General features: G+C 41.6%; 17 protein-coding genes and 8 tRNA genes. 8 read left to right on the plus strand and 17 right to left on the minus strand.

Annotated elements, in window-relative coordinates:
• Positions 1 to 2: 2 nt before the first annotated feature.
• The 7 genes from rsxA to SWP_RS10635 all read right to left on the minus strand — a co-directional run bounded on the left by rsxA (position 3) and on the right by SWP_RS10635 (position 3,353).
• Positions 3 to 581: an electron transport complex subunit RsxA gene (gene rsxA / locus SWP_RS10605; RefSeq protein ID WP_020912475.1), complete on the minus strand. Its 579-nt coding sequence runs from the start codon at positions 579 to 581 to the stop codon at positions 3 to 5.
• A gap of 106 nt (positions 582 to 687) precedes the next feature.
• On the minus strand, positions 688 to 2,613 hold the full coding sequence (locus tag SWP_RS10610; RefSeq protein ID WP_044555844.1) for an EAL domain-containing protein: 1,926 nt from the start codon (positions 2,611 to 2,613) through the stop codon (positions 688 to 690).
• 226 nt (positions 2,614 to 2,839) lie between these two features.
• A tRNA-Asn gene (locus tag SWP_RS10615) sits at positions 2,840 to 2,915 on the minus strand.
• 34 nt (positions 2,916 to 2,949) lie between these two features.
• Positions 2,950 to 3,025: transfer RNA gene (locus SWP_RS10620), tRNA-Asn, on the minus strand.
• Between the two features lie 27 nt (positions 3,026 to 3,052).
• Positions 3,053 to 3,128 (minus strand) — tRNA-Asn (locus SWP_RS10625).
• Between the two features lie 34 nt (positions 3,129 to 3,162).
• Positions 3,163 to 3,238 (minus strand) — tRNA-Asn (locus SWP_RS10630).
• Between the two features lie 39 nt (positions 3,239 to 3,277).
• Positions 3,278 to 3,353 (minus strand) — tRNA-Asn (locus SWP_RS10635).
• A 915-nt stretch (positions 3,354 to 4,268) separates the two neighbouring features.
• Between SWP_RS10635 and uvrB the strand changes: the two genes are divergently transcribed.
• Positions 4,269 to 6,272, plus strand: a complete 2,004-nt coding sequence (uvrB, locus tag SWP_RS10640; protein ID WP_020912477.1) for an excinuclease ABC subunit UvrB — start codon at positions 4,269 to 4,271, stop codon at positions 6,270 to 6,272.
• 52 nt (positions 6,273 to 6,324) lie between these two features.
• On the opposite strand, the gene rrtA is transcribed toward uvrB, so the two are convergent.
• Together rrtA and queC are read right to left on the minus strand one after the other, a co-directional pair.
• On the minus strand, positions 6,325 to 6,897 hold the full coding sequence (gene rrtA, locus SWP_RS10645) for a rhombosortase (RefSeq protein ID WP_044555845.1): 573 nt from the start codon (positions 6,895 to 6,897) through the stop codon (positions 6,325 to 6,327).
• Positions 6,898 to 6,902: 5 nt separating this feature from the next.
• The gene (queC, locus tag SWP_RS10650; RefSeq protein WP_020912479.1) at positions 6,903 to 7,589 is read right to left on the minus strand and encodes a 7-cyano-7-deazaguanine synthase QueC; all 687 of its coding nucleotides are present in this window, start codon (positions 7,587 to 7,589) and stop codon (positions 6,903 to 6,905) included.
• Positions 7,590 to 7,720: 131 nt separating this feature from the next.
• On the opposite strand from queC, the gene queE reads away from it, so the two are divergent.
• Positions 7,721 to 8,389, plus strand: coding sequence for a 7-carboxy-7-deazaguanine synthase QueE (queE, locus tag SWP_RS10655; protein WP_020912480.1), 669 nt, complete (start codon positions 7,721 to 7,723; stop codon positions 8,387 to 8,389).
• Positions 8,390 to 8,495: 106 nt separating this feature from the next.
• On the opposite strand, the gene SWP_RS10660 is transcribed toward queE, so the two are convergent.
• The 4 genes from SWP_RS10660 to SWP_RS10675 form a co-directional block, all read right to left on the minus strand.
• Positions 8,496 to 9,572 carry a PLP-dependent cysteine synthase family protein gene (locus SWP_RS10660; protein WP_020912481.1) on the minus strand — a complete coding sequence of 359 codons (1,077 nt, stop codon included), beginning with the start codon at positions 9,570 to 9,572 and terminating at the stop codon, positions 8,496 to 8,498.
• 223 nt (positions 9,573 to 9,795) lie between these two features.
• Positions 9,796 to 9,880 (minus strand) — tRNA-Tyr (locus SWP_RS10665).
• A gap of 70 nt (positions 9,881 to 9,950) precedes the next feature.
• A tRNA-Tyr gene (locus tag SWP_RS10670) sits at positions 9,951 to 10,035 on the minus strand.
• 30 nt (positions 10,036 to 10,065) lie between these two features.
• Positions 10,066 to 10,150 (minus strand) — tRNA-Tyr (locus SWP_RS10675).
• 141 nt (positions 10,151 to 10,291) lie between these two features.
• Here SWP_RS10675 and SWP_RS10680 point away from each other — a divergent pair.
• The 3 genes from SWP_RS10680 (at position 10,292) to SWP_RS10690 (ending at position 13,445) form a co-directional block, all read left to right on the plus strand.
• A complete protein-coding gene (locus SWP_RS10680) occupies positions 10,292 to 10,774 on the plus strand; it encodes a VC2046/SO_2500 family protein (RefSeq protein WP_020912482.1) in 483 nt (160 codons plus the stop codon).
• A gap of 74 nt (positions 10,775 to 10,848) precedes the next feature.
• On the plus strand, positions 10,849 to 11,136 hold the full coding sequence (locus SWP_RS10685; protein ID WP_020912483.1) for a DUF406 family protein: 288 nt from the start codon (positions 10,849 to 10,851) through the stop codon (positions 11,134 to 11,136).
• Between the two features lie 134 nt (positions 11,137 to 11,270).
• Positions 11,271 to 13,445: a putative bifunctional diguanylate cyclase/phosphodiesterase gene (locus SWP_RS10690; protein WP_020912484.1), complete on the plus strand. Its 2,175-nt coding sequence runs from the start codon at positions 11,271 to 11,273 to the stop codon at positions 13,443 to 13,445.
• 11 nt (positions 13,446 to 13,456) lie between these two features.
• Here the strand turns inward: SWP_RS10690 and SWP_RS10695 are convergent, their stop codons facing one another.
• On the minus strand, positions 13,457 to 13,933 hold the full coding sequence (locus SWP_RS10695; protein ID WP_044555847.1) for a YchJ family protein: 477 nt from the start codon (positions 13,931 to 13,933) through the stop codon (positions 13,457 to 13,459).
• Complete coding sequence (locus tag SWP_RS10700) at positions 13,917 to 14,504, minus strand: YybH family protein (protein WP_044555848.1); 588 nt, start codon at positions 14,502 to 14,504, stop codon at positions 13,917 to 13,919. Before SWP_RS10700 ends, SWP_RS10695 begins: the two co-directional genes overlap by 17 nt.
• Positions 14,505 to 14,805: 301 nt before the next feature.
• Here SWP_RS10700 and smrA point away from each other — a divergent pair, with 301 nt between their 5' ends.
• The gene (gene smrA / locus SWP_RS10705; protein WP_020912486.1) at positions 14,806 to 15,399 is read left to right on the plus strand and encodes a DNA endonuclease SmrA; all 594 of its coding nucleotides are present in this window, start codon (positions 14,806 to 14,808) and stop codon (positions 15,397 to 15,399) included.
• A 133-nt stretch (positions 15,400 to 15,532) separates the two neighbouring features.
• Here the strand turns inward: smrA and SWP_RS10710 are convergent, their stop codons facing one another.
• Complete coding sequence (locus SWP_RS10710; protein ID WP_020912487.1) at positions 15,533 to 17,368, minus strand: M2 family metallopeptidase; 1,836 nt, start codon at positions 17,366 to 17,368, stop codon at positions 15,533 to 15,535.
• A gap of 185 nt (positions 17,369 to 17,553) precedes the next feature.
• Here SWP_RS10710 and psrA point away from each other — a divergent pair, with 185 nt between their 5' ends.
• Both psrA and SWP_RS10720 read left to right on the plus strand, forming a co-directional pair.
• Complete coding sequence (gene psrA / locus SWP_RS10715; protein WP_020912488.1) at positions 17,554 to 18,201, plus strand: TetR family transcriptional repressor PsrA; 648 nt, start codon at positions 17,554 to 17,556, stop codon at positions 18,199 to 18,201.
• A gap of 5 nt (positions 18,202 to 18,206) precedes the next feature.
• Positions 18,207 to 20,489 carry an acyl-CoA dehydrogenase gene (locus tag SWP_RS10720; protein WP_020912489.1) on the plus strand — a complete coding sequence of 761 codons (2,283 nt, stop codon included), beginning with the start codon at positions 18,207 to 18,209 and terminating at the stop codon, positions 20,487 to 20,489.
• Positions 20,490 to 21,168: 679 nt separating this feature from the next.
• Here the strand turns inward: SWP_RS10720 and pyk are convergent.
• Positions 21,169 to 22,608 (minus strand): pyruvate kinase, encoded by a 1,440-nt coding sequence (gene pyk, locus SWP_RS10725; RefSeq protein ID WP_020912491.1) that lies wholly within the window; start codon positions 22,606 to 22,608, stop codon positions 21,169 to 21,171.
• Positions 22,609 to 22,743 lie beyond the last annotated feature (135 nt).

Below are 22,743 nucleotides of genomic sequence, written 5' to 3' on the forward strand. Positions count from 1 at the left end.
GTTTATTTAACCAACCCTGTAAAGCCCATAAATGCTAGAGACATCAGACCTGCGGTAACCATGGCGATGGCGCCGCCCTTAAACGGCGCAGGAACATCTGCAGCCGCAAGCCGTTCACGCATAGCTGAAAATAGGATCAAGACTAAGGAGAAACCAACTGCAGCACCAAAACCAAATATCGCAGACTCGAAAAAGTTATGGTCTTCGTTAATATTGAGTAGAGCAACACCGAGTACTGCACAGTTTGTCGTAATCAGTGGCAAGTAAATGCCCAATGCGCGATGCAATGATGCACTGGTTTTCTGTACTAGCATTTCGGTAAATTGAACGACGACGGCAATGACTAGAATAAAGCTCATTGTTCTGAGGTAGCCAAGATCAAATGGCAACAACAGATACTGGTTCACGAGGTAGCTAAGAATAGACGCTAAGGTCAGCACAAAAGTGGTCGCCATTGACATGCCAATAGCTGACTCAAGCTTGCTCGATACCCCCATAAAAGGGCATAAACCTAGAAATTTAACTAATACAAAGTTGTTGACCAGCACTGTGCCGACCAATAACAGGAGATATTCACTCATCTCAATTCATTTTTTAGACAATCTTAGCGCTATTATCGGCTTTTCCGCCGCCATAAACAACACAAAGAAAGCAAGGACAAATGAATTTGGTTTCTAGTGAGTAATTTTAAAGCACTATTTCAGCTTTTTCACTGTTACTTACTGTTAATAAAGGAGTTGGCTTTGCGATGTAGTACCCTTGAAGCCCATCCATTAACAGGTGTTCCATTGCCAGCTTTTCCTCTTGATTTTCGACACCAGTGGCAATCACTCGGATAGTTAGTTTTCTAGCTATATCAATTATCATTTTGACAAAGAACTGATTGTGGGCGTCAGAATTTATCCCTTGGGTATAGCTACTGTCCAATTTAATAAAGTCTGGCCGAACATCTTTGAAAAACTTAAAAGAGGTGAAACCTAGGCCAAATCGTTCAATGGATACACGTGCTCCAACACTGTGGATTTCATTAATAAAATGATAAGTTGCAGACAAATTAGTTTGCATCCCTGACTCATTGACTTCAAAAACTAATCTTGCTGCGATGTGGCGCTGGCGAACCAGCACATTTTTAAGCCAGGCTACAAAGCTTTCCTGGTTTGCAGATGATGCCGATATATTTATGCCAAATAAACCTGACATTGATGGTGTTTCATTGAGCATACTGAGGGTTTTTAAGATGACAAGCCTATCGAGTTCCTCGCTCATTCCGTGGCGTTCAGCCATGGCTATAACAGTTGTTGTTGGGAGAAATTTACCTTGAACATTATAAAATCGAGATAGTAGTTCTCGGTAAGACTCCACATCATTTCTACAAGGGCGAATAGGCTGGGCATAAAATTTGATTGCCTGACGTTTTACTATGTCATCGATAGCGACTTTCCATCGACTGTCTCCAAATAACTCATCGCCATTGAGTCTTTGAAGCACATGTACACTATTAGGACCCAATGTTTGAGCGATACTCACAGCGGTATCGGCTAGAGTCATTAAAGAAACGGGATCGCTATTTTGGAGGTAGGGGCATAATCCAATATAGGCGACAGAATCGGTTCCCAAGTTTTGCTGGTACTCATCGAATGCATTCTTTACCTGCTCAATAATACTTGTACCATCTTTGAGCGTAACGTCGGGTAATATGAGCGCAAAATCTGCTGTTGAGATTCGATAACAATAAGCATTAGGAGACTTAACTAAGGATTTTCTAATGTGATTTGAGATGCGGGTTAAGTAATCATCTCCAGCTTCACGACCATGTAACTGGTTTATGGAACCAAGCTCAGTGGCTTTTACTATCGCAAGTACACCGAACTGCTGGCTATTGGGAGAGCAAATCTCATTGAGTTTTTCAGTGAATTTTGCGCGGGTTCCAAAGCCGGTGATTGGATCTTGAAATGCGGCTCTTGATAGTTTTTCATTGGCGTCAGTGAGTTTATCTATTTCAGCTTTCAAATTGTACTGACATGATTCTATAGCGGTTGCTAGCAGTTTGAATTCGCCTTTCAACTTAGACTTTTGTATTGAGTGGAAAGCAAAACTCGGTAGTTCCTCTATCAGTTTAGCGCTATAGCGTAACTTTTTGGTTTGACGCAAAGTAAGTGCAAAACTGAAAATACTGATAAGTAAAAATGTCGCCCATATGAGCATCAGTTGTTGTTTAAACTTTATAACGGTTTCAGAAAAGGCGTTACCAATGGAGAGTCTTACTTGTAATCGACCATTTTCTAAAGATTGTGTGTATGGAATATCTATTTGAAACAGTTCGCTAATTACATCTTCATGCTGGGGGAGTAATCGGCCATGGGTGTAGCTATTATCACTGTCATTACTGTCTATATATTGAAAAAACTGAAAAGAGAATTGCTTATCTAGGTTTAGGAATAAAGCCTTACCATCACCTTGCCAACTAGTCGCAGCATTAATAGTAGCGGCGTACTGCGCGAGTGTATTTTCGCTGTATGTTAATATGTCGGCTCGGTTAACAGTGTATGTAACAAATGTTAGCCCACAGAATATAGACACTAAAAAAAACTGAAAATATCGGAAACTAGTCATATTGAGTCCATTCACATTCATAGAAGAGAGTGATAAATCTAAAAATTTCTATCAATGGCCATTATAAACAGGTTTTTAATTTATTATCAGTTGCTTTACTTGAGGAATTTTTATTTTGATTGAAACATGCTGAGATGCTGAGATGCTGAGATGCTGAGATGCTGAGATGCTGAGATGCTGAGATGCTGAGATGCTGAGATGCTGAGATGCTGAGATTGAATTAGGTTGGCTCCCCAGACTGGACTCGAACCAGTGACATACGGATTAACAGTCCGCCGTTCTACCAACTGAACTACAGGGGAATCGTTTGTTACCTATAATACGCGTTAATTAGATTGGCTCCCCAGACTGGACTCGAACCAGTGACATACGGATTAACAGTCCGCCGTTCTACCAACTGAACTACAGGGGAATCGCATAAATCTAATTATAAATAAAGTGGCTCCCCAGACTGGACTCGAACCAGTGACATACGGATTAACAGTCCGCCGTTCTACCAACTGAACTACAGGGGAATTGCATTTTATTTATTAAAGGTTGATAAAAAATTGGCTCCCCAGACTGGACTCGAACCAGTGACATACGGATTAACAGTCCGCCGTTCTACCAACTGAACTACAGGGGAATTACATTTTTTATCAATATTTAGCTGTTTATATAAAAGTGGCTCCCCAGACTGGACTCGAACCAGTGACATACGGATTAACAGTCCGCCGTTCTACCAACTGAACTACAGGGGAATCGAATAAGTTACGTCTCGTTGAAGACGGAGCGCATATTAAATCGCTCTTACAACTGAGTCAACTCGCCAATGGAAAAAAAGTGGATTTATAGAGTTAAGTGTTCATCAAATGCGCATCATGGTGATGAATGCACCATATTTTACATTAAGTGAGCAGTTAGAATGCAAGTATATGAGTTAATCGTAGTTTTCGATTAGTTATGAGCAATATCGAGTGAAAGGGGGATGGTTTTGGAAGGTACAATAATTTCATATGTAATAAAATTACAAAATCTTTTCCTGTCATACTAAAGTAGCAGGCTTGGTTAAAAGTCCCGTTATAGCAAGGCTTAGATGAGTTATCCACTAAATCTGTGGATAAGCCTGTGGGTTAAGTGAAAAAATCTGTTGCAAACGCTTATGTATAGGGGCTTGAGGTTAAAATGCACAATTTTGCCAGGATTTTTTTTTATTGTTTAAAAACATGTTGATGCAAAAATCAACAGATAATTTCGACCTTCTCTTAAATTGTTGCTAATTTGTAACTGTCTAATGTAGCTGGATTGTGAATTAAAGTGCCATGTTTAGGCAAGTACAGGGCAAGGAGGAGTCCTAAGTTACTGATTATTAGCCTGTCACAAACTTTCATCTTAAAATACAGAAACCGTCATATTAATTCGCTATGGAATCATCTGTTAATCGATCAACTTTACCGTGATTGGATAAAACCGATTGTCCGGTGGGGTTACAAATTAGAAGTACCAGATTGCATCGGGTAGCCTTAAGGGGTGAGATTAGTGGCTGACTTATTGGCTATTTATACTGTTTTAATATGAAATCGATAGGGAGACTCAACATAATTTTAGCGTATAGCCCCATCTGAATGTTCAAATAGGGTAAAATACGCCCAAGAAAAATGAGGAAGCTTAATCTAGTGTCTGAATCCGTATTTCAATTGGAATCCCAATATAAACCTGCTGGCGACCAGCCGACAGCCATTAATCAACTCGTTGATGGTTTAGAGTCAGGTTTGGCTAGCCAAACCTTATTAGGGGTAACTGGCTCTGGAAAAACCTTTACTATTGCGAATGTCATAGAAAAAATGGCGCGCCCCACCATAATAATGGCACCAAATAAAACGCTAGCAGCACAGCTTTATGGCGAAATGAAAGAGTTTTTTCCTCACAATGCCGTAGAGTATTTTGTTTCTTATTACGATTATTACCAACCTGAAGCCTATGTGCCTTCAACAGGGACTTTTATTGAAAAGGATGCCTCTGTCAATGCGCATATTGAGCAGATGCGTTTGTCCGCAACTAAAGCATTGCTAGAGCGTAAAGATGTGGTGTTGATTGCATCTGTATCGGCGATTTATGGCTTGGGTGATCCCAAGTCCTATATGAAAATGTTATTGCATCTTAGGGAAGGCGCAATAATGGATCAGCGCGACATGCTCAAACGACTCAGTGAGCTGCAATATACGCGCAATGATATAGAACTGCAGCGAGGCACGTACCGTGTTCGTGGTGAAGTGATCGATGTGTTTCCCGCTGATTCTGACAAGCATGCAATTAGAGTAGAGCTTTTTGATGATGAAATTGAGCGTTTAAGCTTATTCGATCCGCTAACTGGTCACATCATGAAGCGTATCGCCCGTATTACTGTTTATCCTAAGAGTCATTACGTGACACCGCGAGAATCGATTTTGGCGGCGACTGAACATATTAAAGAGGAGCTGCGTGAACGTAAGAAGCAGTTATTAGACCTAAATAAACTCATAGAAGAACAGCGTATTACTGAGCGGGTACAATATGACGTTGAAATGATGACTGAACTTGGTTATTGCTCTGGTATCGAGAACTACTCTCGTTATCTTTCAGGGCGTGCTTCTGGTGATGGACCGCCAACATTACTCGATTATCTGCCTGAAGATGGTCTGTTGATTATTGATGAATCACACGTCACGGTTCCTCAAATTGGCGCTATGTATAAAGGCGATCGCTCAAGAAAGATGAATTTGGTTGAGTATGGATTTCGTTTACCTTCGGCACTCGACAATCGTCCATTAAAATTTGAAGAATTTGAAGCGCTAATGCCACAAAGCATTTTTGTTTCAGCAACGCCAAGTGAATACGAGATTAACAGATCAGAGGGAGAGGTCGCTGAGCAGGTTGTAAGGCCTACAGGGCTTCTCGACCCCGAGATCGAAGTTAGGCCTGTTGGCATACAGGTTGATGACCTACTCTCTGAGATAGGTAAGCGTGTCGCAGTTAACGAACGGGTGCTTGTCACGACATTAACGAAGAGGATGTCGGAGGATCTGTCTGAGTATTTGGATGAACATGGCGTTAAAGTAAGATATTTGCATTCAGATATTGATACTGTTGAGCGTGTAGAGATCATTCGCGACCTTAGGCTGGGTGTTTTCGATGTGCTTATTGGCATTAACTTACTGCGTGAAGGGTTAGACATGCCTGAGGTTTCTTTAGTCTGTATTCTTGATGCAGACAAAGAGGGCTTCTTACGTTCTGAGCGTTCTCTAATTCAAACTATTGGGCGCGCAGCGCGTAATGTTAATGGCAAAGTTATTCTGTATGGCGACCGTATCACTAAGTCTATGGATAAAGCGATTACGGAAACGAATCGTCGTCGGGAGATGCAGCATCAGTACAATCTTGATAATGGCATTACACCTAAGGGTGTCATCAAGCGTATCACAGATGTTATGGATGTGGGTGATAGTGATAATGTGTCGAGCGAGTTTGCCAAAGTGGCAGAGAGTGACGCTGATTATCACGCCAAACCTGCTGATATCAGTCATGAGATCGATAAGCTTGAAAAACAGATGCATGAACATGCCAAGAATTTAGAGTTTGAAGAGGCTGCAGCGCTTAGGGATAGAGTCGGCAGATTACGTGAGAAATTTATAAAGGCGTGACAGAAACCCAATTGCGAATTTAAGAAAATAGGAGACTGAAGTCTCCTATTTTTTATCTGTTACTCTTCACATGATTAACGCCATAAAGATACGCTAAGCAGATAAAGCCACTCACTACGCCTATTAAATGCGCCTCAGTGGCAACACGAGCACCTATGAGTGATGTTACTTCATGGCTGGCACCAAAGGTTTGCTCATAGAGCACTTTCAAAATAACTCCCAGAGTTAATAAATATCCTGTTTTGAGACCTTTGCTTATATCTAGCACAGCGCCAAAAACAAAAAGTCCATGTAATAGTCCACTCAGGCCAACGTAACCTAGGGTATTTGGAAAGAACATCAGTAATGCTAGCCCTTGCAGTAAACCTAAAGTTAAAATCAGAATAGTGAGCATTTTGGCGCTGTAATGTTGCTCAAACAGTAACACTATCACCCATAAACCAGCCAAGTTCATGGCTAAGTGCCAAATGTTGGTATGCAGGAAATTACCGCTTATTAACCGCCACCATTGCCCCTCAAAAATGTTGTCTCGTCTATAGGCTAAAGCATCATCTAAGCCTAAAGAGAATAGAAGAATGCACAGTAAACTTACTAATATGACGACAAAGTAGGGACTTTTGACCATTGGCGTTATTCTGTACATTTAGCGGCTAACTGGGCTTGGTACATTGTTGAATTAGCTAAATATTCATCGAGCCCACGTTGTCTTAATATACAGGCCGGACATGTACCACAACCATCGCCCTTTAGTCCGTTATAACAGGTAAGAGTCTGATGGCGAACTAACTCAAGGCTATTGTATTTGTCTGCAAGCGCCCAGGTTTCAGCTTTATCGAGCCACATTAATGGGGTGCTAATGGTTAGCTGCTTATCCATTCCTTGCATCAGTGCAGTTTGCATTGACTTAATGAACTCATTGCGACAATCAGGATAGCCTGAGAAGTCTGTTTCGCATACTCCCGTAATGATAACATCGGCATTGATTTGATAAGCATAAATCCCAGCTAGCGTGAGAAACAAAATGTTTCGACCTGGGACAAATGTATTGGGGATCGCGTTACCGTCTTTGTTCTCTTCGATAGGGATATCGCGGGTGAGGGCTGAAACCGTTAGATCATTTAAGATCCCAACATCTAGCACCTGATGACTGCTAGCGCCCAACTTTGAAGATAATTCTTTGGCTATCTCAATCTCTTGTCTATGCCTTTGGCCATAATCGAAAGTCACACAGTGAACTTCATCATATTGGGTGAGTGCTTGAATTAGACAGGTCGTGGAATCTTGGCCACCAGAAAATACGACAATTGCTTTTGACATAATAATAGAACTTCAATTTATATAGAGATGAGATGCGATAGTTTAACGCAGCGGGGTTTGCATTTAAACTACTTGCTACACGGTTAAAAATCCTCTATAAATGCCGCCCTGCTGAACTCGAGGAAAAGAAAATGAATTACCCAGTCAATGAAGTGTTTGAAACCATACAAGGTGAGGGCTATTTTACCGGAGTACCGGCCATTTTTGTTAGGCTTCAAGGTTGTCCTGTTGGCTGCGCCTGGTGTGATACCAAACACACCTGGGACGTTATTGAGGAGAATCGAGTCGCACCTGAGTTAGTGATCCAAGTTGACGGGACGATAGGGCGTTGGTCAGAGTTATCCAGCGAGCAATTGGTTGCTGCTTTCAAAAGCAAAGGGTTTACGGCTAAACATATAGTGATAACTGGCGGTGAGCCGTGCATGTACGACCTCACTGAGTTTACCCACTACTTACATCAAATGGGCTATCAGACACAGATAGAAACGAGTGGTACCTTTGAAGTGGCGTGTGACAGTGGAACTTGGGTTACCGTCTCGCCTAAAATTAATATGAAAGGTGGCTATAAGGTACTCGCACAGGCTCTTGAGCGTGCAAATGAAATTAAGCACCCTATTGCAACTCGTAATCATATTGATGAATTGGATGAACTGTTAGCTGATATCGATATCAATGATAAAACCGTCTGCTTACAACCTATTAGCCAAAAGGCAAGGGCGACTGAACTGGCGATGAAAACTTGTATTGAACGCAACTGGCGCCTTTCCATTCAAACACATAAGTATTTAGATATCGATTAGTCGCTGACCGATATAGACTCGGTTTTTGTGAGCAGAGTTTGTTTGCTACTAAATATAAAAAAGCCCTTGTGAGTCACACTCAGCAAGGGCTTTTTTATGCTAATTACTATTTAGCAGCCGGACAATTAAGCACACTGGTTTCACTAAAGTGAGCGAGTGCATTATTGTAAGGTGTTAAGTCGCCTATATTGTCCTTAACCCATTGAGCATCGTAATAGGTGTCAAGGTAACGCTCACCAGAGTCACAAATTAAGGTCACAATTGATCCGGTCTCTCCTCTCTCGGCCATCTCTGATGCGAGCTGTAAGGCGCCGTAAAGATTTGTTCCTGTCGAAGCGCCAGTTTTACGTCCGATGATGTTCTCTAACCAGTTTATGGTTGCCACAGATGCAGGATCTGGAATTTTTCGCATTTCATCGACAACCCCGGGTATAAAAGAAGGCTCAACTCTTGGCCGACCAATACCTTCAATTTTACTGCCATTAGTACACGTGATATCAGTATTACCTGTATTGAAGTAATCAAAAAATACTGAATTTTCAGGGTCAACAACGCACAGCTTAGTCGCTAATCGTTGATAGCGAATATAGCGTCCAATTGTTGCTGATGTGCCGCCGGTGCCAGGACTCATGACAATCCATGATGGGATAGCATGTTGTTCTCTCTCCATTTGATTAAAAATAGAGTTGGCAATGTTATTGTTGCCACGCCAATCGGTAGCACGCTCAGCGTAAGTAAACTGATCCATATAATGGCCGTCTAACTCTTTGGCTAAACGCTCTGATTCAGCGTAGATTTTACTTGAATGATCGACAAAGTGGCATTGGCCGCCGTAGAACTCTATTTGCTGTATTTTTTTCTTCGCGGTACTGCTTGGCATGACGGCAATAAAAGGCAATCCAAGTAGTCGGGCAAAGTAGGCTTCGGATACCGCAGTGCTGCCTGAAGATGATTCGATAACTGTTGTGTTCTCTTTGATCCAGCCGTTACATAGAGCGTAAAGAAAAAGCGAACGAGCAAGTCTATGTTTTAAACTACCAGTAGGGTGGGTACTTTCATCTTTAAGGTAAATATCAATGCCACTCAAACCGGGGGTATCAAGTTTAATTAGGTGAGTGTCTGCACTTCGTTGAAAGTCTGCATCGATTTTTTCGATGGCTTGATTTACCCAAGAACTAGTCAAAATTAGGCCTTTGATGTTGATCAGAAAGCTAAATCATAGTGAAATAAATGGCACAATGGTAGAGATAATAACGGATAATAATCAGAAATTCATAACCGTTACAATAGCTAATAACTTGATTAACTTTTAAGTTACAAATGAAAACTTCTAAATGTTTTAAATCAGGAGAGAAAGATGTTGAATAAGGATTTTATCGAATAGATATAGCAAGAGAGCTAAGAAGTGGTGGAGGGAGAAGGATTCGAACCTTCGAAGGCTGAGCCATCAGATTTACAATCTGGTCCCTTTGGCCACTCGGGAACCCCTCCACATTTTCTTACTTTACCGCACACAATATTGGCCTATTGTGTTTTTTACTTTTCAATTTGTTGATAGAAGTGGTGGAGGGAGAAGGATTCGAACCTTCGAAGGCTGAGCCGTCAGATTTACAATCTGATCCCTTTGGCCACTCGGGAACCCCTCCACATATCTCTTTCTACAAATTGTGCGCAAATGGTGGAGGGAGAAGGATTCGAACCTTCGAAGGCTGAGCCGTCAGATTTACAATCTGATCCCTTTGGCCACTCGGGAACCCCTCCTCAATTGCGGCGGCAATAGTAGTCAGAATTTTTTCTCATGTAAAGCTTAAATTTAAAATAATTACTAAAGTAATCTGCTAAGTGGTCGATTAAGTACCAACAGGTTGTTTTATCGGTTTTTTTTTATGCAAATAGTGCGTTATGCAAGCAGTTAGCCCTTTAGTTAACGAATTACAATTAGGCTCGCGTCTCAACAGTGCTGTTGAGACGAATCGGCGTGGTGAATTTGCTTTATTGCTATCACTGTTGTCTGCTGATGCACGTGATATGGCTCAATTTCATACGCCGGAGTTCAAACAACAGGATCTACGCGCTAAATTTGAACTCGGGGAAAGTCAGCCATTAATAAAACGACTCACTATAGATTCTCCGGTGACGAATAACAGCTCAGCATTCCAAAATGGGGGGATAACAGCTTTTAGACTAAATAATGCAGTGGATGAAGAGGCACTTGTTATCCGTGGTAATGATCAATTAGATATGGAGGAAGTCATTGCAAACTGTGATATTCACACTCGTAATCGATACCAGAACATTGCCACTGAACATCGCGTAAAACACTCTCATTTTGTTGACCATTTAGTCATGCAGCGACAAATGAGTGAATTAATTGCTCAAGCTTGAGAATGATCCCTTTGTTACACGTTAAGCTGATATATAATTAGTGCACTAATTTTTAGTATGAGAATCGGTTTAACATGAAAAATATTCAAAATGCACAGTCTGATTTAGTTAATGATACGTGTAATGATTGTGGTAGCTTTGTTGATGTTGGTGCGGTAATTGATGAGCACGATACTGTTTTAGAGCTAACACTGACAGGCGAAAACGCTTCGAAACTAGCAAATGAAGTTGCTGAAAAAGCTATAAATCGTTTCGAAGAGGTTCGTAGCGAAATCGCGACTAACGGTGATCAGCTCACTTTAACGCTAACATTTTCATTTAGTGCAGAAAAAATGATCTTCCAATTAGAGAATAGTTTGTAACTTATGGTAGTAATTGTTGCTGCTATAAGGCCTTCTCGTGTATCTTAATGCACTATAAAAAATAAAATATCGGTTTGGCACCAAGACTTCAAACCATTTGGTAAACCTTTTGTTTGCCGCTTTTAGGATATCGAGTGAAGAAACATAGATACCAGAAATTGTTAGAACAAATTGTTAACTCCAAGGCTAAGCAGTGTGGCGACTTTAATGCCACTGCTAAATTGGCTGCTGAATTGCTTTTAGAACAGCTCGTCGTCTCGCGAGTTGTTATTTCTGGTTTGAGCGAAGAATCAAATATCCTTGAAAATGTATACAGCACGCCAGCCTTTTCAGTCGCGCCTGCAGACGTTTCACGCCCATTGCCATCACTTTGTCCCACCTTTGTTGAAGAACTTAGGGTTAACCGCCATATAGCATCTGACAATTGCATATCAGATCCGCTGCTAATTGAACTTAATCATTATTATCGTCATCAGAAGGTAACTGCTGCATTAGAGGTTTCGATAAGGATTAATGGTCATCTAGAAGGGGTATTAAGCTTAGAGCGTGACAGCGAATTATCGCCCTGGCAAGAAGCCGAAATACAATTAACATCGCAAGTTGCTGATCAACTAGCGCTAACGTTAGCAACTAAATACGCTTACGATAAAGATGAGCGGTTAAAATTGTTTTTGTCTGCCACGGAGCAGTCAGATCAAATAATGATGGTGGTAAACCTTGCATCATTAACCATAGAGTATGTTAATAACGCTCATTTTGTATTAACCCAAATCCCCAAAGACCAGATTATTGGCCGCCCTGTACAAGAATTAGAGTTTTTTAAACAATTTCCAGACAAAGCTGAAATAGTGCTGGCTAAAGCTAGAGCAGGGGAAAGCTCTGAAGAAGAGGTTAAGCTTGTCCGTCGAGATGGAACCGATTATTGGGTGAGACTCTCAGTTAAACGTTTCATATCTGAAAGAGGTAATCATTTTGCGTTAATCAATGCTGATAACTGTACAGAACAGCATCAACATCAAAGTGAACTTGAACGGTTGGCTTGGCGCTGTGGGTTAACCGGTTTATATAATCGAACTCACTTTGGTCGAGTGTTAGATAGGGCAAAAGAGGGCCATCTTGTTCTCATAGACCTTCGTGGATTTAAACGCTTCAACGATACCTATGGCCATGCTAATGGTGATTTGATGCTGGTAGAAGTTGCTAGGCGGATTAGACATTTCGCAGACATTAATCATATCGAAGAGATCGCCCGGATTGGTAGTGATGAGTTTGCGGTCTTAATCAGTGACTCTCGTGAAGTTGATGTGATCACTCCCTTAATCGAGCGTTTATATAATAATTTGGAACTACCGGTTAGCATAGGTACAGAGCAAATAGAACCTAAACCGGCCATAGCAGCAGTTGATATTGCCTCTATTGAGCAGCTATTTCCTGCGCTAACCTGTGCAGATATTGCCCTGCAATATGCAAAGAATAAGCAAGGGAATGCAATACAAGTGTTCAACTCTGCATTATTGAATGCATTTAAGGATGATGCACAGATAGAGCGTGACTTAGCTGTGGCGATAAAGGGGCGTCAATTCGAGCTGTACTACCAGCCGTTAAAAGATTTGAAAAAGCAGGCTTATATCGGTGCTGAAGCACTCATTCGATGGCATCACCCTAAAAAAGGTGTGTTATACCCTGGGGCGTTTATTGATATTGCCGAGCAAACGGGGCTTATCACTGATATCGGTTCATGGGTGCTTGAAGCTGCATGTAAACAGCTAAATTTATGGCAGCACCGCCAAATTGATATATCAATGCATGTTAACGTTTCAGCTAGGCAGTTTTTTAGTGGCACGCTGTTTGAGCAAGTTTGGGAATTAATAGGCCGCTATCGATTAAAACCTCACAGCTTGATATTGGAAATCACTGAAACTGAATTGATGGAAGATATTCGTTCTGCAACAAATTTATGTAACGAGCTGGCAGAGTTAGGGGTCGGTCTAGCCATTGATGATTTTGGGACAGGTTATAGCTCAATGCGATATCTAAAACAGTTCCCTATCAGTAAGCTTAAAATTGACCGTTCGTTTATTTCAGATCTCAGCGTTAGTCATGAAAGCCGCGAAATTGTTAGTGCGATTATCGCCATGGCATCGGCACTCAATATTTCCTTGACTGCTGAAGGAGTTGAAACCAAAGAGCAGGAGCTCTTCTTGGCTGATCATCTGTGCCACCAAGCTCAAGGTTTCTTATATAGCCCTGCGTTAAGGGTTTCTGAATTTGGTGAATTCTTAGAAGAGTCGTCAACACCAGTTCATTGATAAACGAGCATTTATAGGCAGCACTGTTTAAACTTCTTTTTACTACCACAAACACATAACTCATTTCGTTTTGGATATACAGGGCTGTATTGGACACCTTCGGTGTAATACCAAGAATCATTTTCTTTTATAAAATCAGAACTCTCGTGTATGGCGTCCAACTTATTCTTATCTTTAAACCACGCTTGAAAAGTTACTTTTCCCTGTAAGTCTAATTTAGATGAAGAGATGACTTCCAAACTGAGCCAATTTGGTTGAGGGCCTTCACTTAGTAACTCAGAAGTTAACCCGCCAAGGTATTGTTTATGGTGCGTTTCGATTAAGTAATCAAATAGCCCAAAATAGAAAGCACAAAAGCGTGAGCGCATTAACTGTTCGGGGCTTGATGCAATTACTTTTTTTAAATGTAATGGCTCACAGCAGTTTTGGTAGTTTGTTCCTGAGCAGCATGGACACTCTGTCGCTGGATCATTATTTGGGTTTGTCATCAACTTGGGGCTTATCAAAGCTATTTAAGGCAGAAAATTGCCGACCATAATATAGGTTTGATGAGGGTTTAGCATTAAAATAAAAAGAGGCTTCAGCTCTATTGTTAGTATCTACGGTTAAATACCATTTACCGTCAGCTTTCTTTTTGGAAACCGTCACAAATTTTCCCGCAAATTCGCTTACCGGTTCACCTGCATCAATAGATGGATGAAAGCGAATAAGGTAGTAGCCGATATCTGTTGCACTTGAGCCTTCTATATTTCTTTCTATGACTCTAAAGTCGACCTCTATTTTGGCATTTTTATGCTTTATCTTGCCAAAAAAAGTTTTGTACAGTTCGACAATATTGTCACGGCCAACGGTGATCTCTTCTCCTTGGCTTTCAGGAATATAGCAAGCATCCTCAGAGTAAATAGACTGCAATCTGCTAACATCTAATTCGTTAAATGCTTCGTTGAAGTGATCATAAAGTTCATTCAATGCTTCGTTATCATTAGCAAAAGCGATACCCATTGCCGAGAAATAGAGGCAAATGACCAGCATTAAACGGTTTGTGGCTTTTTTAAACATGTGTGGCTTCAAAACAGTAATTCCTACCTTCACTATAAGCGACGACTTGATCGAACAAAAGAATTAGTTCTTTACAAAATGTGTAGATTTAATGCATCGGCGATTAACTGAACGAATTAACTTCAGATGGCTATACGAATTGTAGGTTCATGCAGTTTTGAAATTGTCGCTACAATGAGGTGTTATTGCTATGAAATACAGTATGCGCTGTATTTGTACTCAATTGCGCAGAGGTTGTATTGGTTAATACAATGCACTGGAGTACACTGATTTTAGTTTAGCGACGGAGTAGGGGTTAGTGATGTTGGAAGACGATACGGCACTGTTTATGAATGAAATGTTAGGCGTGACGCCGATGAAAAAGAATCTAACTAGTGCTTCAGTCCACAGTATTAAAGCAACAGCTCCACAGTTACAGCGGCGTAGAGATCTAGAAGCCAACGAATCTTTACTTAAACTAACGTTAGATGTAAATCAAATCAAAGCGCTTGAACCCGAAAAGATAGTTGGTTTTAAGCGAGACGGTGTTCAAAGCGCTGTGTTTGAAAGACTAAGCTGCGGTGGTTATAGAATCGCTAGTGAAGTCGATCTACATCAGTTAAAACTCGCTTTAGCCAGAGAGGTACTATTTCAATCGATTGAGCAGGCTATAGCATTGGGGCAGCGAAGCATATTAGTTATTCATGGTAAAGGCGCCAAAAGTAAACCGATTGCTGCATTGATGAAGTCCTTTACTGTCACTTGGTTGACCCAAATTGACTCAGTACTTGCTTTTCATAGCGCAAAACCTCACCACGGTGGAGCTGGGGCGCTGTATGTCATGTTGACGAAATCTGCACAAAAGCGAATTGAAACACAAGAATTTAATCACAAAGGAGCGAGTACGCGTTTATAAAAATAACTTGTTCGCCATGAGTTATATATCGCCAGACTTATCGTTACATCGTGATTTAACACATATTAAAAAGGCCATTTAAGTTACATTAAATGGCCTTTAATCAGTGAAACGTTAATGCTTTAGCTTGCTTTTACCAACCACATTGGCGATTGGCCGTTTTATTTTGCTCATCTAGCCAAATTTGTAATGGTGCGAAGTAATCCAGTACAGCTTTTGCATCCATCTCTTTAGTGCCAGTTACAGCAGCTAGTGCTTCAGGCCAAGGTTTACTTTGGCCCATCTCTAACATGGTGTTTAACTTGGCACCTGCTTCCTTGTTACCATAAATACTACAACGATGAACAGGTCCGTTATCGCCCGCGATTTCACATAATGACTTGTGGAATTGGAATTGCAGTATATGGGCTAAGAAATAGCGTGTGTAAGGTACATTACCAGGAACATGGTATTTAGCACCTGGATCAAAGTCTGACTCATTACGTGCAACTGGCGCTTTTACACCTTGGTATTTTTCACGCAGATCCCACCATGCCTGATTGTATTGCGCTGGGGTGATTTCGCCGCTAAATACCTTCCAACGCCATTGATCTATCATTAAACCAAAAGGTAGAAAGGCGACCTTGTCTAAAGCTTGCTTTAGCAATAAGCCAATATCTTTTGATGCATCAGGCACTTCGTCTAGCAAACCAATCTGTTTCAAATAGTTTGGTGTGATAGACAGGGCAACGGTGTCGCCAATGGCCTCATGGAAGCCGTCATTAGCGCTATTTTTAAAGATAAATGGCTGCTCTTTATAGGCACGTTGATAGAAGTTGTGACCAAGTTCGTGGTGAATCACGGTAAAATCTTCTGCTGTTTTTTGGATACACATCTTAATGCGGATATCATCTTCGTTATCCAAGTCCCATGCAGAGGCGTGACAGACGACATCCCGATCTTTTGGTTGAACGAATAATGATCTATCCCAGAAAGTATCCGGTAACTCTTCAAAACCAAGTGAAGTAAAAAAGCTCTCGGCCTGTTTGACCATCTTGATTTCATCGTAGTTATGCTTAGCTAGCAGTTCGGTGACATCATAGCCTGGATCTGCATCTTGCGGTGCAACTTGATCATAAACATTGCCCCAGCTTTGAGCCCACATATTGCCAAGTAGGTGAGCTGGAATTGCGCCAGTTGCTGGCGCAACGGTATCACCGTACTGCTCATTTAGTTCGCCACGCACGTAGCAATGCAGCGAGTCATAGAGTGGTTTGACTTGTCCCCATAGACGGTCGAGTTCATCCGAGAACTCGTCTGGTTTCATATCATACTGGCTGCGCCACAACTCAGATAGGTTAGCATAACCAAGATCTTGCGCCCCCTCGTTTGCCAGTTCAACTTCCCTTTCAAATAAGGGGCGCATTGGCTTAGATATTTCACGCCAGCCTTTCCATACCTCAAGTAGCTCATCTGGGTTATTAGATTCACCCATTATTGCTGATAGTTCTGGTTGGGTTAAACAACGGCCATCTTGGAAGCAATATTTTCCTTTGCCGTAGAGTCCGTTTAATTCTGCACTAATATTGGCTAGTTCAGCGTTTTTAACGGGATCTAAAGGCGCAGGAAGCACTATGGAACTGCGTAATATGTTTAACTTTCTTTTGTCTGCGGGGTCTAATGCTAAGTGTGCATATTGAGCTGACTCTGTCGCTAGCTGTACAGAGGTACCAGTGTATTTCTCAGCCACACTGGCTGATAACGCTGCAGTGTCTTCGGTAATAAAATTGCTGTAGATCCACTCTGAACGATTTATCTCAATGGATAAATCTGCCATCGTAGATTCTGCATCTGTAATGAACTGTTTCGCCTCAGCGATTTTATCAACAGTTGGTGTATCTACCGCTTCTGTTTTATTACAGGCTGTTACGCCGAGCGAAATGGCTATCAATACTGATAGCTTAGAAACCTTGGTAAAGGTCATATTCATCCTTAAAAATCCTTTGTTATTTTTGTGTTGCTTATTTTACTCATTTTGTTATTGATTGATAGTAGGCTAGCGTAGATGAACAAAATAGCGCACATATGTAAGGTAAACAGGTTTATTGTTTGACAAAAAGCAAGCGAGTGTTTAATTTAAACGAGTGTTTAAATTGAATTAATAAAGGCAACGGAATGGCAAATCGCTCCGATACAAAAACAAGAATACTGGATGCAGCAGAAAAGCTATTTGCAGAGAGAGGGTTTTCAGAAACATCTCTTAGATTAATAACAAGTAAAGCTGAAGTAAACCTCGCATCAGTCAATTATCACTTTGGCTCGAAGAAAGAGCTGATTAGAGCGGTGCTCGCCCGTTATCTTGATGTTTTCATGCCTGCTGCTGCAGAGGCTATTGTCACGGTTCGCAGTGCCGATGCCAATGCATCCCTAGATGATATCTTTTCAACTCTGGTAAATCCTTTACTTGAGCTAAACAAATTAAGAACAGAGGGTACGACGACCTTTTTGCAGCTGTTGGGACGCGGTTATATAGAGAGCCAAGGTCATTTACGCTGGTTCATCACGACTCACTATGGTAAGTATTTAAGTCTATTCGTAAAGGCTGTTGGTGAAAGTACGCCACATATTCCTCCCGCAGAGATGTTTTGGCGATTACACTTTACCTTAGGTACAGTTGTTTTCACTATGGCGTCAGCAGATGCATTAACCGAAATTGCTGAAGCAGATTTTGGCGAACACAATGATATAGAAGCGGTTATTCGAAAAGTTATCCCTTATTTGTCGGCGGGGGTTTCAGTTCCAGTCAACAAGGATGCAAACTAGAAATTATGTTTATTACGTTATTAATATTGTTAATTATCGCTGTGGTGGTGATCTTTGCGGTGAAGAACATCAGAATGCAGCTAATTACCCGACCTGTATTTAGTTTTTTTAAAAAAGTGCTACCACCGTTATCAGACACTGAGAAAGAGGCTATGGAAGCCGGTGACGTATGGTGGGAAGGAGAGCTATTTAAAGGCAAACCCAATTGGCAGATGCTGCATAGCTATGGAAAACCAGCGTTAACTTCAGATGAGCAAGATTTTATCAATAATCAAGTTCAAACCGCCTTATCGATGATTGACGACTATGACATTGTCAGCAATAGGAAGGATCTACCGCCTGAACTGTGGGAGTTCTTTAAAAAAGAGGGTTTCTTTGCGCTTATTATTCCTAAAAAGTTCGGTGGGCGTGGATTTTCTGCCTACGCTAATTCAACGATTGTTAGCAAAATAGCCAGCAGAAGTGTCAGCGCTGCAGTCACTGTGATGGTGCCTAACTCGTTAGGTCCTGGTGAGCTTTTAACTCATTATGGTACCACTGAACAAAAAGATTATTGGTTACCAAAACTTGCAGATGGGCAAGCTATCCCTTGTTTTGCGCTAACTGGACCTGAGGCAGGCAGTGATGCTGGTGCAATACCTGATACGGGTATTGTTTGTCGCCAAGATTTTAATGGTGAGCAAACCTTGGGGTTAAGGCTCAATTGGAATAAACGTTATATCACGCTTGCCCCGGTTGCTGATGTATTGGGTCTGGCGTTTCAAATGCACGATCCTGACGGCTTACTAGGAGAGCAGAAGCAGATAGGTATTACCTGCGCACTCATTCCTACCGATCATCCAGGCGTAGAAATTGGCCGTCGACATGACCCACTGCACTTGGCCTTTATGAATGGTACCACGCAAGGAAAAGATGTCTTTATCCCATTGGATTGGATTATCGGTGGACCGCAATATGCGGGGCGAGGTTGGCGAATGCTAGTTGAGTGTTTATCAGCTGGCCGTGGAATTTCCTTACCTGCTCTATCGACTGCGTTGGGCCACATGGCAACTAAAACTACAACGGCTTATAGCTCGGTTAGACAGCAGTTTGGAATGCCTATCGGACAGTTTGAAGGGGTGCAAGAAGCACTTGCTCGGATCATTAGTAATACTTACCAGTTGGAAGCTGCGAGACGCTTAACAACAACGGGAATCGATCTTAATGTCAAACCCTCTATAGTAACTGCGATTGCTAAGTACCATATGACAGAGCTTGGACGAAATGTCATCGATGATGCAATGGATATTCAGTCTGGAAAGGGGATACAACTCGGTCCCAAAAATTATCTAGGAAATGCCTATATTGCACTGCCAATTTCAATCACGGTAGAAGGTGCCAATATCCTTACCCGGAGTTTAATGATTTTTGGCCAAGGCGCTACGCGTTGTCATCCCTATGTACTTGCTGAGATGGAAGCTGCGGAAATGGAAGATAAAGCAGCGGGCCTAGAGCGGTTTGATTCACTGCTGACCGGACATATCGGTTATGCCGCTCGTAATGGTTTTAGCGCTTTTAGTCATGCATTGACGGGTAGTTGCTTCGCGTCATCGCCTGTGAGTGGTGATACCAAACGTTATTACAAAAGCATGACCCGCTTATCTGCAGCGCTAGCCATAATGTCTGACATGTCTATGTTAATGCTTGGCGGCGATTTAAAACGTAAAGAGATGTTGAGCGCAAGGTTGGGTGACGTCCTGAGTCAGCTTTATTTAGCATCAGCAACGTTAAAGTTGTTTGAAGACAATGGTCGCCAATTCGAAGACTTACCCACAGTTAAACATGTGATGGCAACCAGATTACACCTTGCTGCAAAAGCGTTAGATGAAGCGATTAGAAATTTTCCAAACCGGATTGTTGCTGGTCTTTTGCGGGTATTAATCTTTCCACTAGGGAATCACTTTAACCAAACTGATGACAAGCTGTCTATTGAAGTGGTTAATTCGATGAGTCGTCCTGGGCCTGCGCGTGATAGATTGACTTTCTTATGTCCAGATATCGATAACGATGTCAGCGGTATCGCCGATGTTGAGCGTGCATTTGTCGCTAAGTATGAATGTAAGGAGCTATTTGCTCGTATGAAGCAGGCTCAGAAAGAGGGCAGCTTAGCAAGGAAATTGGCACCTCAAGTTTTGTTTGACTCAGCACTAGAAATTGACTTAATTAGCAAAGAGGAACATCAACAACTTGTCGTTGCAAATGAATTAAGGTTAGCTGCGATAAATGTCGATGATTTCGAAGCGCTTTAATTTGATTAATACAGTTGTGCTGTAATGAGCGTAACTCGTTTTTTGAAAGCCACTGAATAACTTTAGTGGCTTTTTTTGGCTTCTGTTAACAGACTGACTAAACAAAAACGCTTGAAACTAAGGTATAAATTACTGATGTAGGACTCTATGAATGAGGGAAGCAAGGTAGCGGTATAACTCATCGTAGTTTATTTTTTGAATGGCCAGCTAGTCAATGTCATGTGCGTATGGACTTAGCAGCTGCAAATGTGCAAAAGGCGTCAATAGTCAGCAATAACTTTTTGATCCTCTTTTGCATAAAAGATTAATGGGCATTATACCAATCAGTATAAGAAGTTGATCTACTCAGAGCGTTTTTGGCACGCTAATTCAAGGCGGATAAATGACATAATGGTTGTTCCCTTATAAGTTTATTCAACGCAGAAGTAGCAAGCCAAAAACACTCCTACAGGCGAGTTTTAGCGGCTCTGATGCTGCGTTAATGAACTTGAACGTAGAATAACTATGCTCTTCATTCATTGCCTTACCTCAAAGCCGCTAAACTCTCGCTGAGCGATCAAATCTTTATACTGATTGGCATTAGCACTTATTTCGGAAGGCCTGAAAATAAAAAAGCATGTCTGTTATAAACAGACATGCTTTTAAAAGGTATCTACAAGCCATTTAAATGGCTAGCAAATTAAGCTACAACAACAACCTTGCTAGTGTTAGTACCACCAACGGTTTCCATTGCATCACCTTTTGTCATCATCGCCATGTCACCACTTTGTAGGTAACCTGCTGCCGCTAATGTTTCAAGTGCTTTTTGTGCAACAGCTTCTGGAGCATGAGCCGTTGAGTCAAAATAGACTGGTTGAACACCACGGTAAAGCGCCATCTTAGCAAGAGTCACTTCATGACGAGACATCGCGAAAATAGGCAGCGCTGAACTGATGCGAGACATCATTTGAGGTGTTGCACCTGATTCTGTTAATGCAATAATTGCTTTAACACCATCTAAATGGTTAGCAGCATACATAGTAGAAAGTGCGATAGTCTCTTCAATCGTAGTGAACTGTTGATCAAGTCTATGCTTTGATACCTGCACACTTGGGTGAGATTCAGCACCTAAACAGACTTCAGCCATTGCTTTAACAGTTTCTTCAGGGAAGTCACCTGCAGCCGTTTCAGCTGAAAGCATCACTGCATCAGTGCCATCAAGTACGGCGTTTGCAACGTCCATAACTTCAGCACGAGTCGGCATTGGGCTTGTTATCATAGACTCCATCATCTGAGTCGCCGTAATAACAGGCTTGTTTAGTTGACGAGAACGGCTAATCAATTTCTTTTGCACAGCAACAAGAGCTGGATCGCCGATTTCAACACCTAGGTCACCACGAGCAACCATTACTGCGTCAGAGGCAATGATCACATCATCCATCGCTTCGTCAGAAACAACGGCTTCAGCACGCTCAACTTTAGAAACGATGAGTGCATTACTACCCGCTTCTTGCGCCAATTCACGCGCATAATTTAGATCTGCGCCGCTACGTGGGAAAGAAACCGCTAGGTAATCAACTTTAATTGCAGCAGCTGTGATAATGTCACGCTTATCTTTTTCAGTTAATGCAGCAGCAGACAGTCCGCCGCCTTGCTTGTTGATCCCTTTGTTATTAGACAAAGGACCCGCAACAGTAACAATAGTGTGAACCTTGTTACCTTCTACTTTTTCAACACGCAACTGAACTCGGCCATCATCAAGCATCAAAATGTCGCCTAGGCTGACATCTTTTGGTAGCTCTTTGTAGTCAATACCCACTTGATTCTCATCGCCTTCGCCTTTTTCAAGATCGCCATCCAAGGTATAGGCTTGGCCTAACGCCAGCTGTACCTTTTTGTTGTCTTTAAAAGTTGAAATACGAATTTTAGGACCTTGAAGGTCACCAAGAACAGCAACATGAACACCAAGCTCTTTTGCAATCGCTCGTGTATCGTCTGCGCGTTTTTTGTGATCTTCTGGTGCACCGTGAGAAAAGTTTAAGCGAACAACGTTAGCGCCGGCAGCAATAATGCGGCGTAGGTTGTCATCACGGTCAGTGGCTGGGCCCAAAGTTGTTACAATTTTGGTTCTGCGGAACATGACATACTCCGTTAAGTTTTAAAAAATTCTGACACTATATTAACAGACAATACCCTTAAATGTAGTAAAATTACGAACAAAATGATCTATCTCAAGTTTTTAATTTTGTGAACCCTTGCAACATTATTAGACTAA

Origin of the sequence: Shewanella piezotolerans WP3, from assembly GCF_000014885.1 — a bacterium.
GTDB classification, from domain to species: domain Bacteria; phylum Pseudomonadota; class Gammaproteobacteria; order Enterobacterales; family Shewanellaceae; genus Shewanella; species Shewanella piezotolerans.

What these genes read in the sequence shown, in the direction of transcription:
- rsxA (WP_020912475.1), bottom strand. Translation starts at nt 581, where the DNA reads ATGAGTGAATATCTCCTGTTATTGGTCGGCACAGTGCTGGTCAACAAC.
- SWP_RS10610 (WP_044555844.1), bottom strand. Translation starts at nt 2,613, where the DNA reads ATGACTAGTTTCCGATATTTTCAGTTTTTTTTAGTGTCTATATTCTGT.
- rrtA (WP_044555845.1), bottom strand. Translation starts at nt 6,897, where the DNA reads ATGGTCAAAAGTCCCTACTTTGTCGTCATATTAGTAAGTTTACTGTGC.
- queC (WP_020912479.1), bottom strand. Translation starts at nt 7,589, where the DNA reads ATGTCAAAAGCAATTGTCGTATTTTCTGGTGGCCAAGATTCCACGACC.
- queE (WP_020912480.1), top strand. Translation starts at nt 7,721, where the DNA reads ATGAATTACCCAGTCAATGAAGTGTTTGAAACCATACAAGGTGAGGGC.
- SWP_RS10680 (WP_020912482.1), top strand. Translation starts at nt 10,292, where the DNA reads ATGCAAGCAGTTAGCCCTTTAGTTAACGAATTACAATTAGGCTCGCGT.
- SWP_RS10685 (WP_020912483.1), top strand. Translation starts at nt 10,849, where the DNA reads ATGAAAAATATTCAAAATGCACAGTCTGATTTAGTTAATGATACGTGT.
- SWP_RS10695 (WP_044555847.1), bottom strand. Translation starts at nt 13,933, where the DNA reads ATGACAAACCCAAATAATGATCCAGCGACAGAGTGTCCATGCTGCTCA.
- SWP_RS10700 (WP_044555848.1), bottom strand. Translation starts at nt 14,504, where the DNA reads ATGTTTAAAAAAGCCACAAACCGTTTAATGCTGGTCATTTGCCTCTAT.
- smrA (WP_020912486.1), top strand. Translation starts at nt 14,806, where the DNA reads ATGTTGGAAGACGATACGGCACTGTTTATGAATGAAATGTTAGGCGTG.
- SWP_RS10710 (WP_020912487.1), bottom strand. Translation starts at nt 17,368, where the DNA reads ATGAATATGACCTTTACCAAGGTTTCTAAGCTATCAGTATTGATAGCC.
- psrA (WP_020912488.1), top strand. Translation starts at nt 17,554, where the DNA reads ATGGCAAATCGCTCCGATACAAAAACAAGAATACTGGATGCAGCAGAA.
- SWP_RS10720 (WP_020912489.1), top strand. Translation starts at nt 18,207, where the DNA reads ATGTTTATTACGTTATTAATATTGTTAATTATCGCTGTGGTGGTGATC.
- pyk (WP_020912491.1), bottom strand. Translation starts at nt 22,608, where the DNA reads ATGTTCCGCAGAACCAAAATTGTAACAACTTTGGGCCCAGCCACTGAC.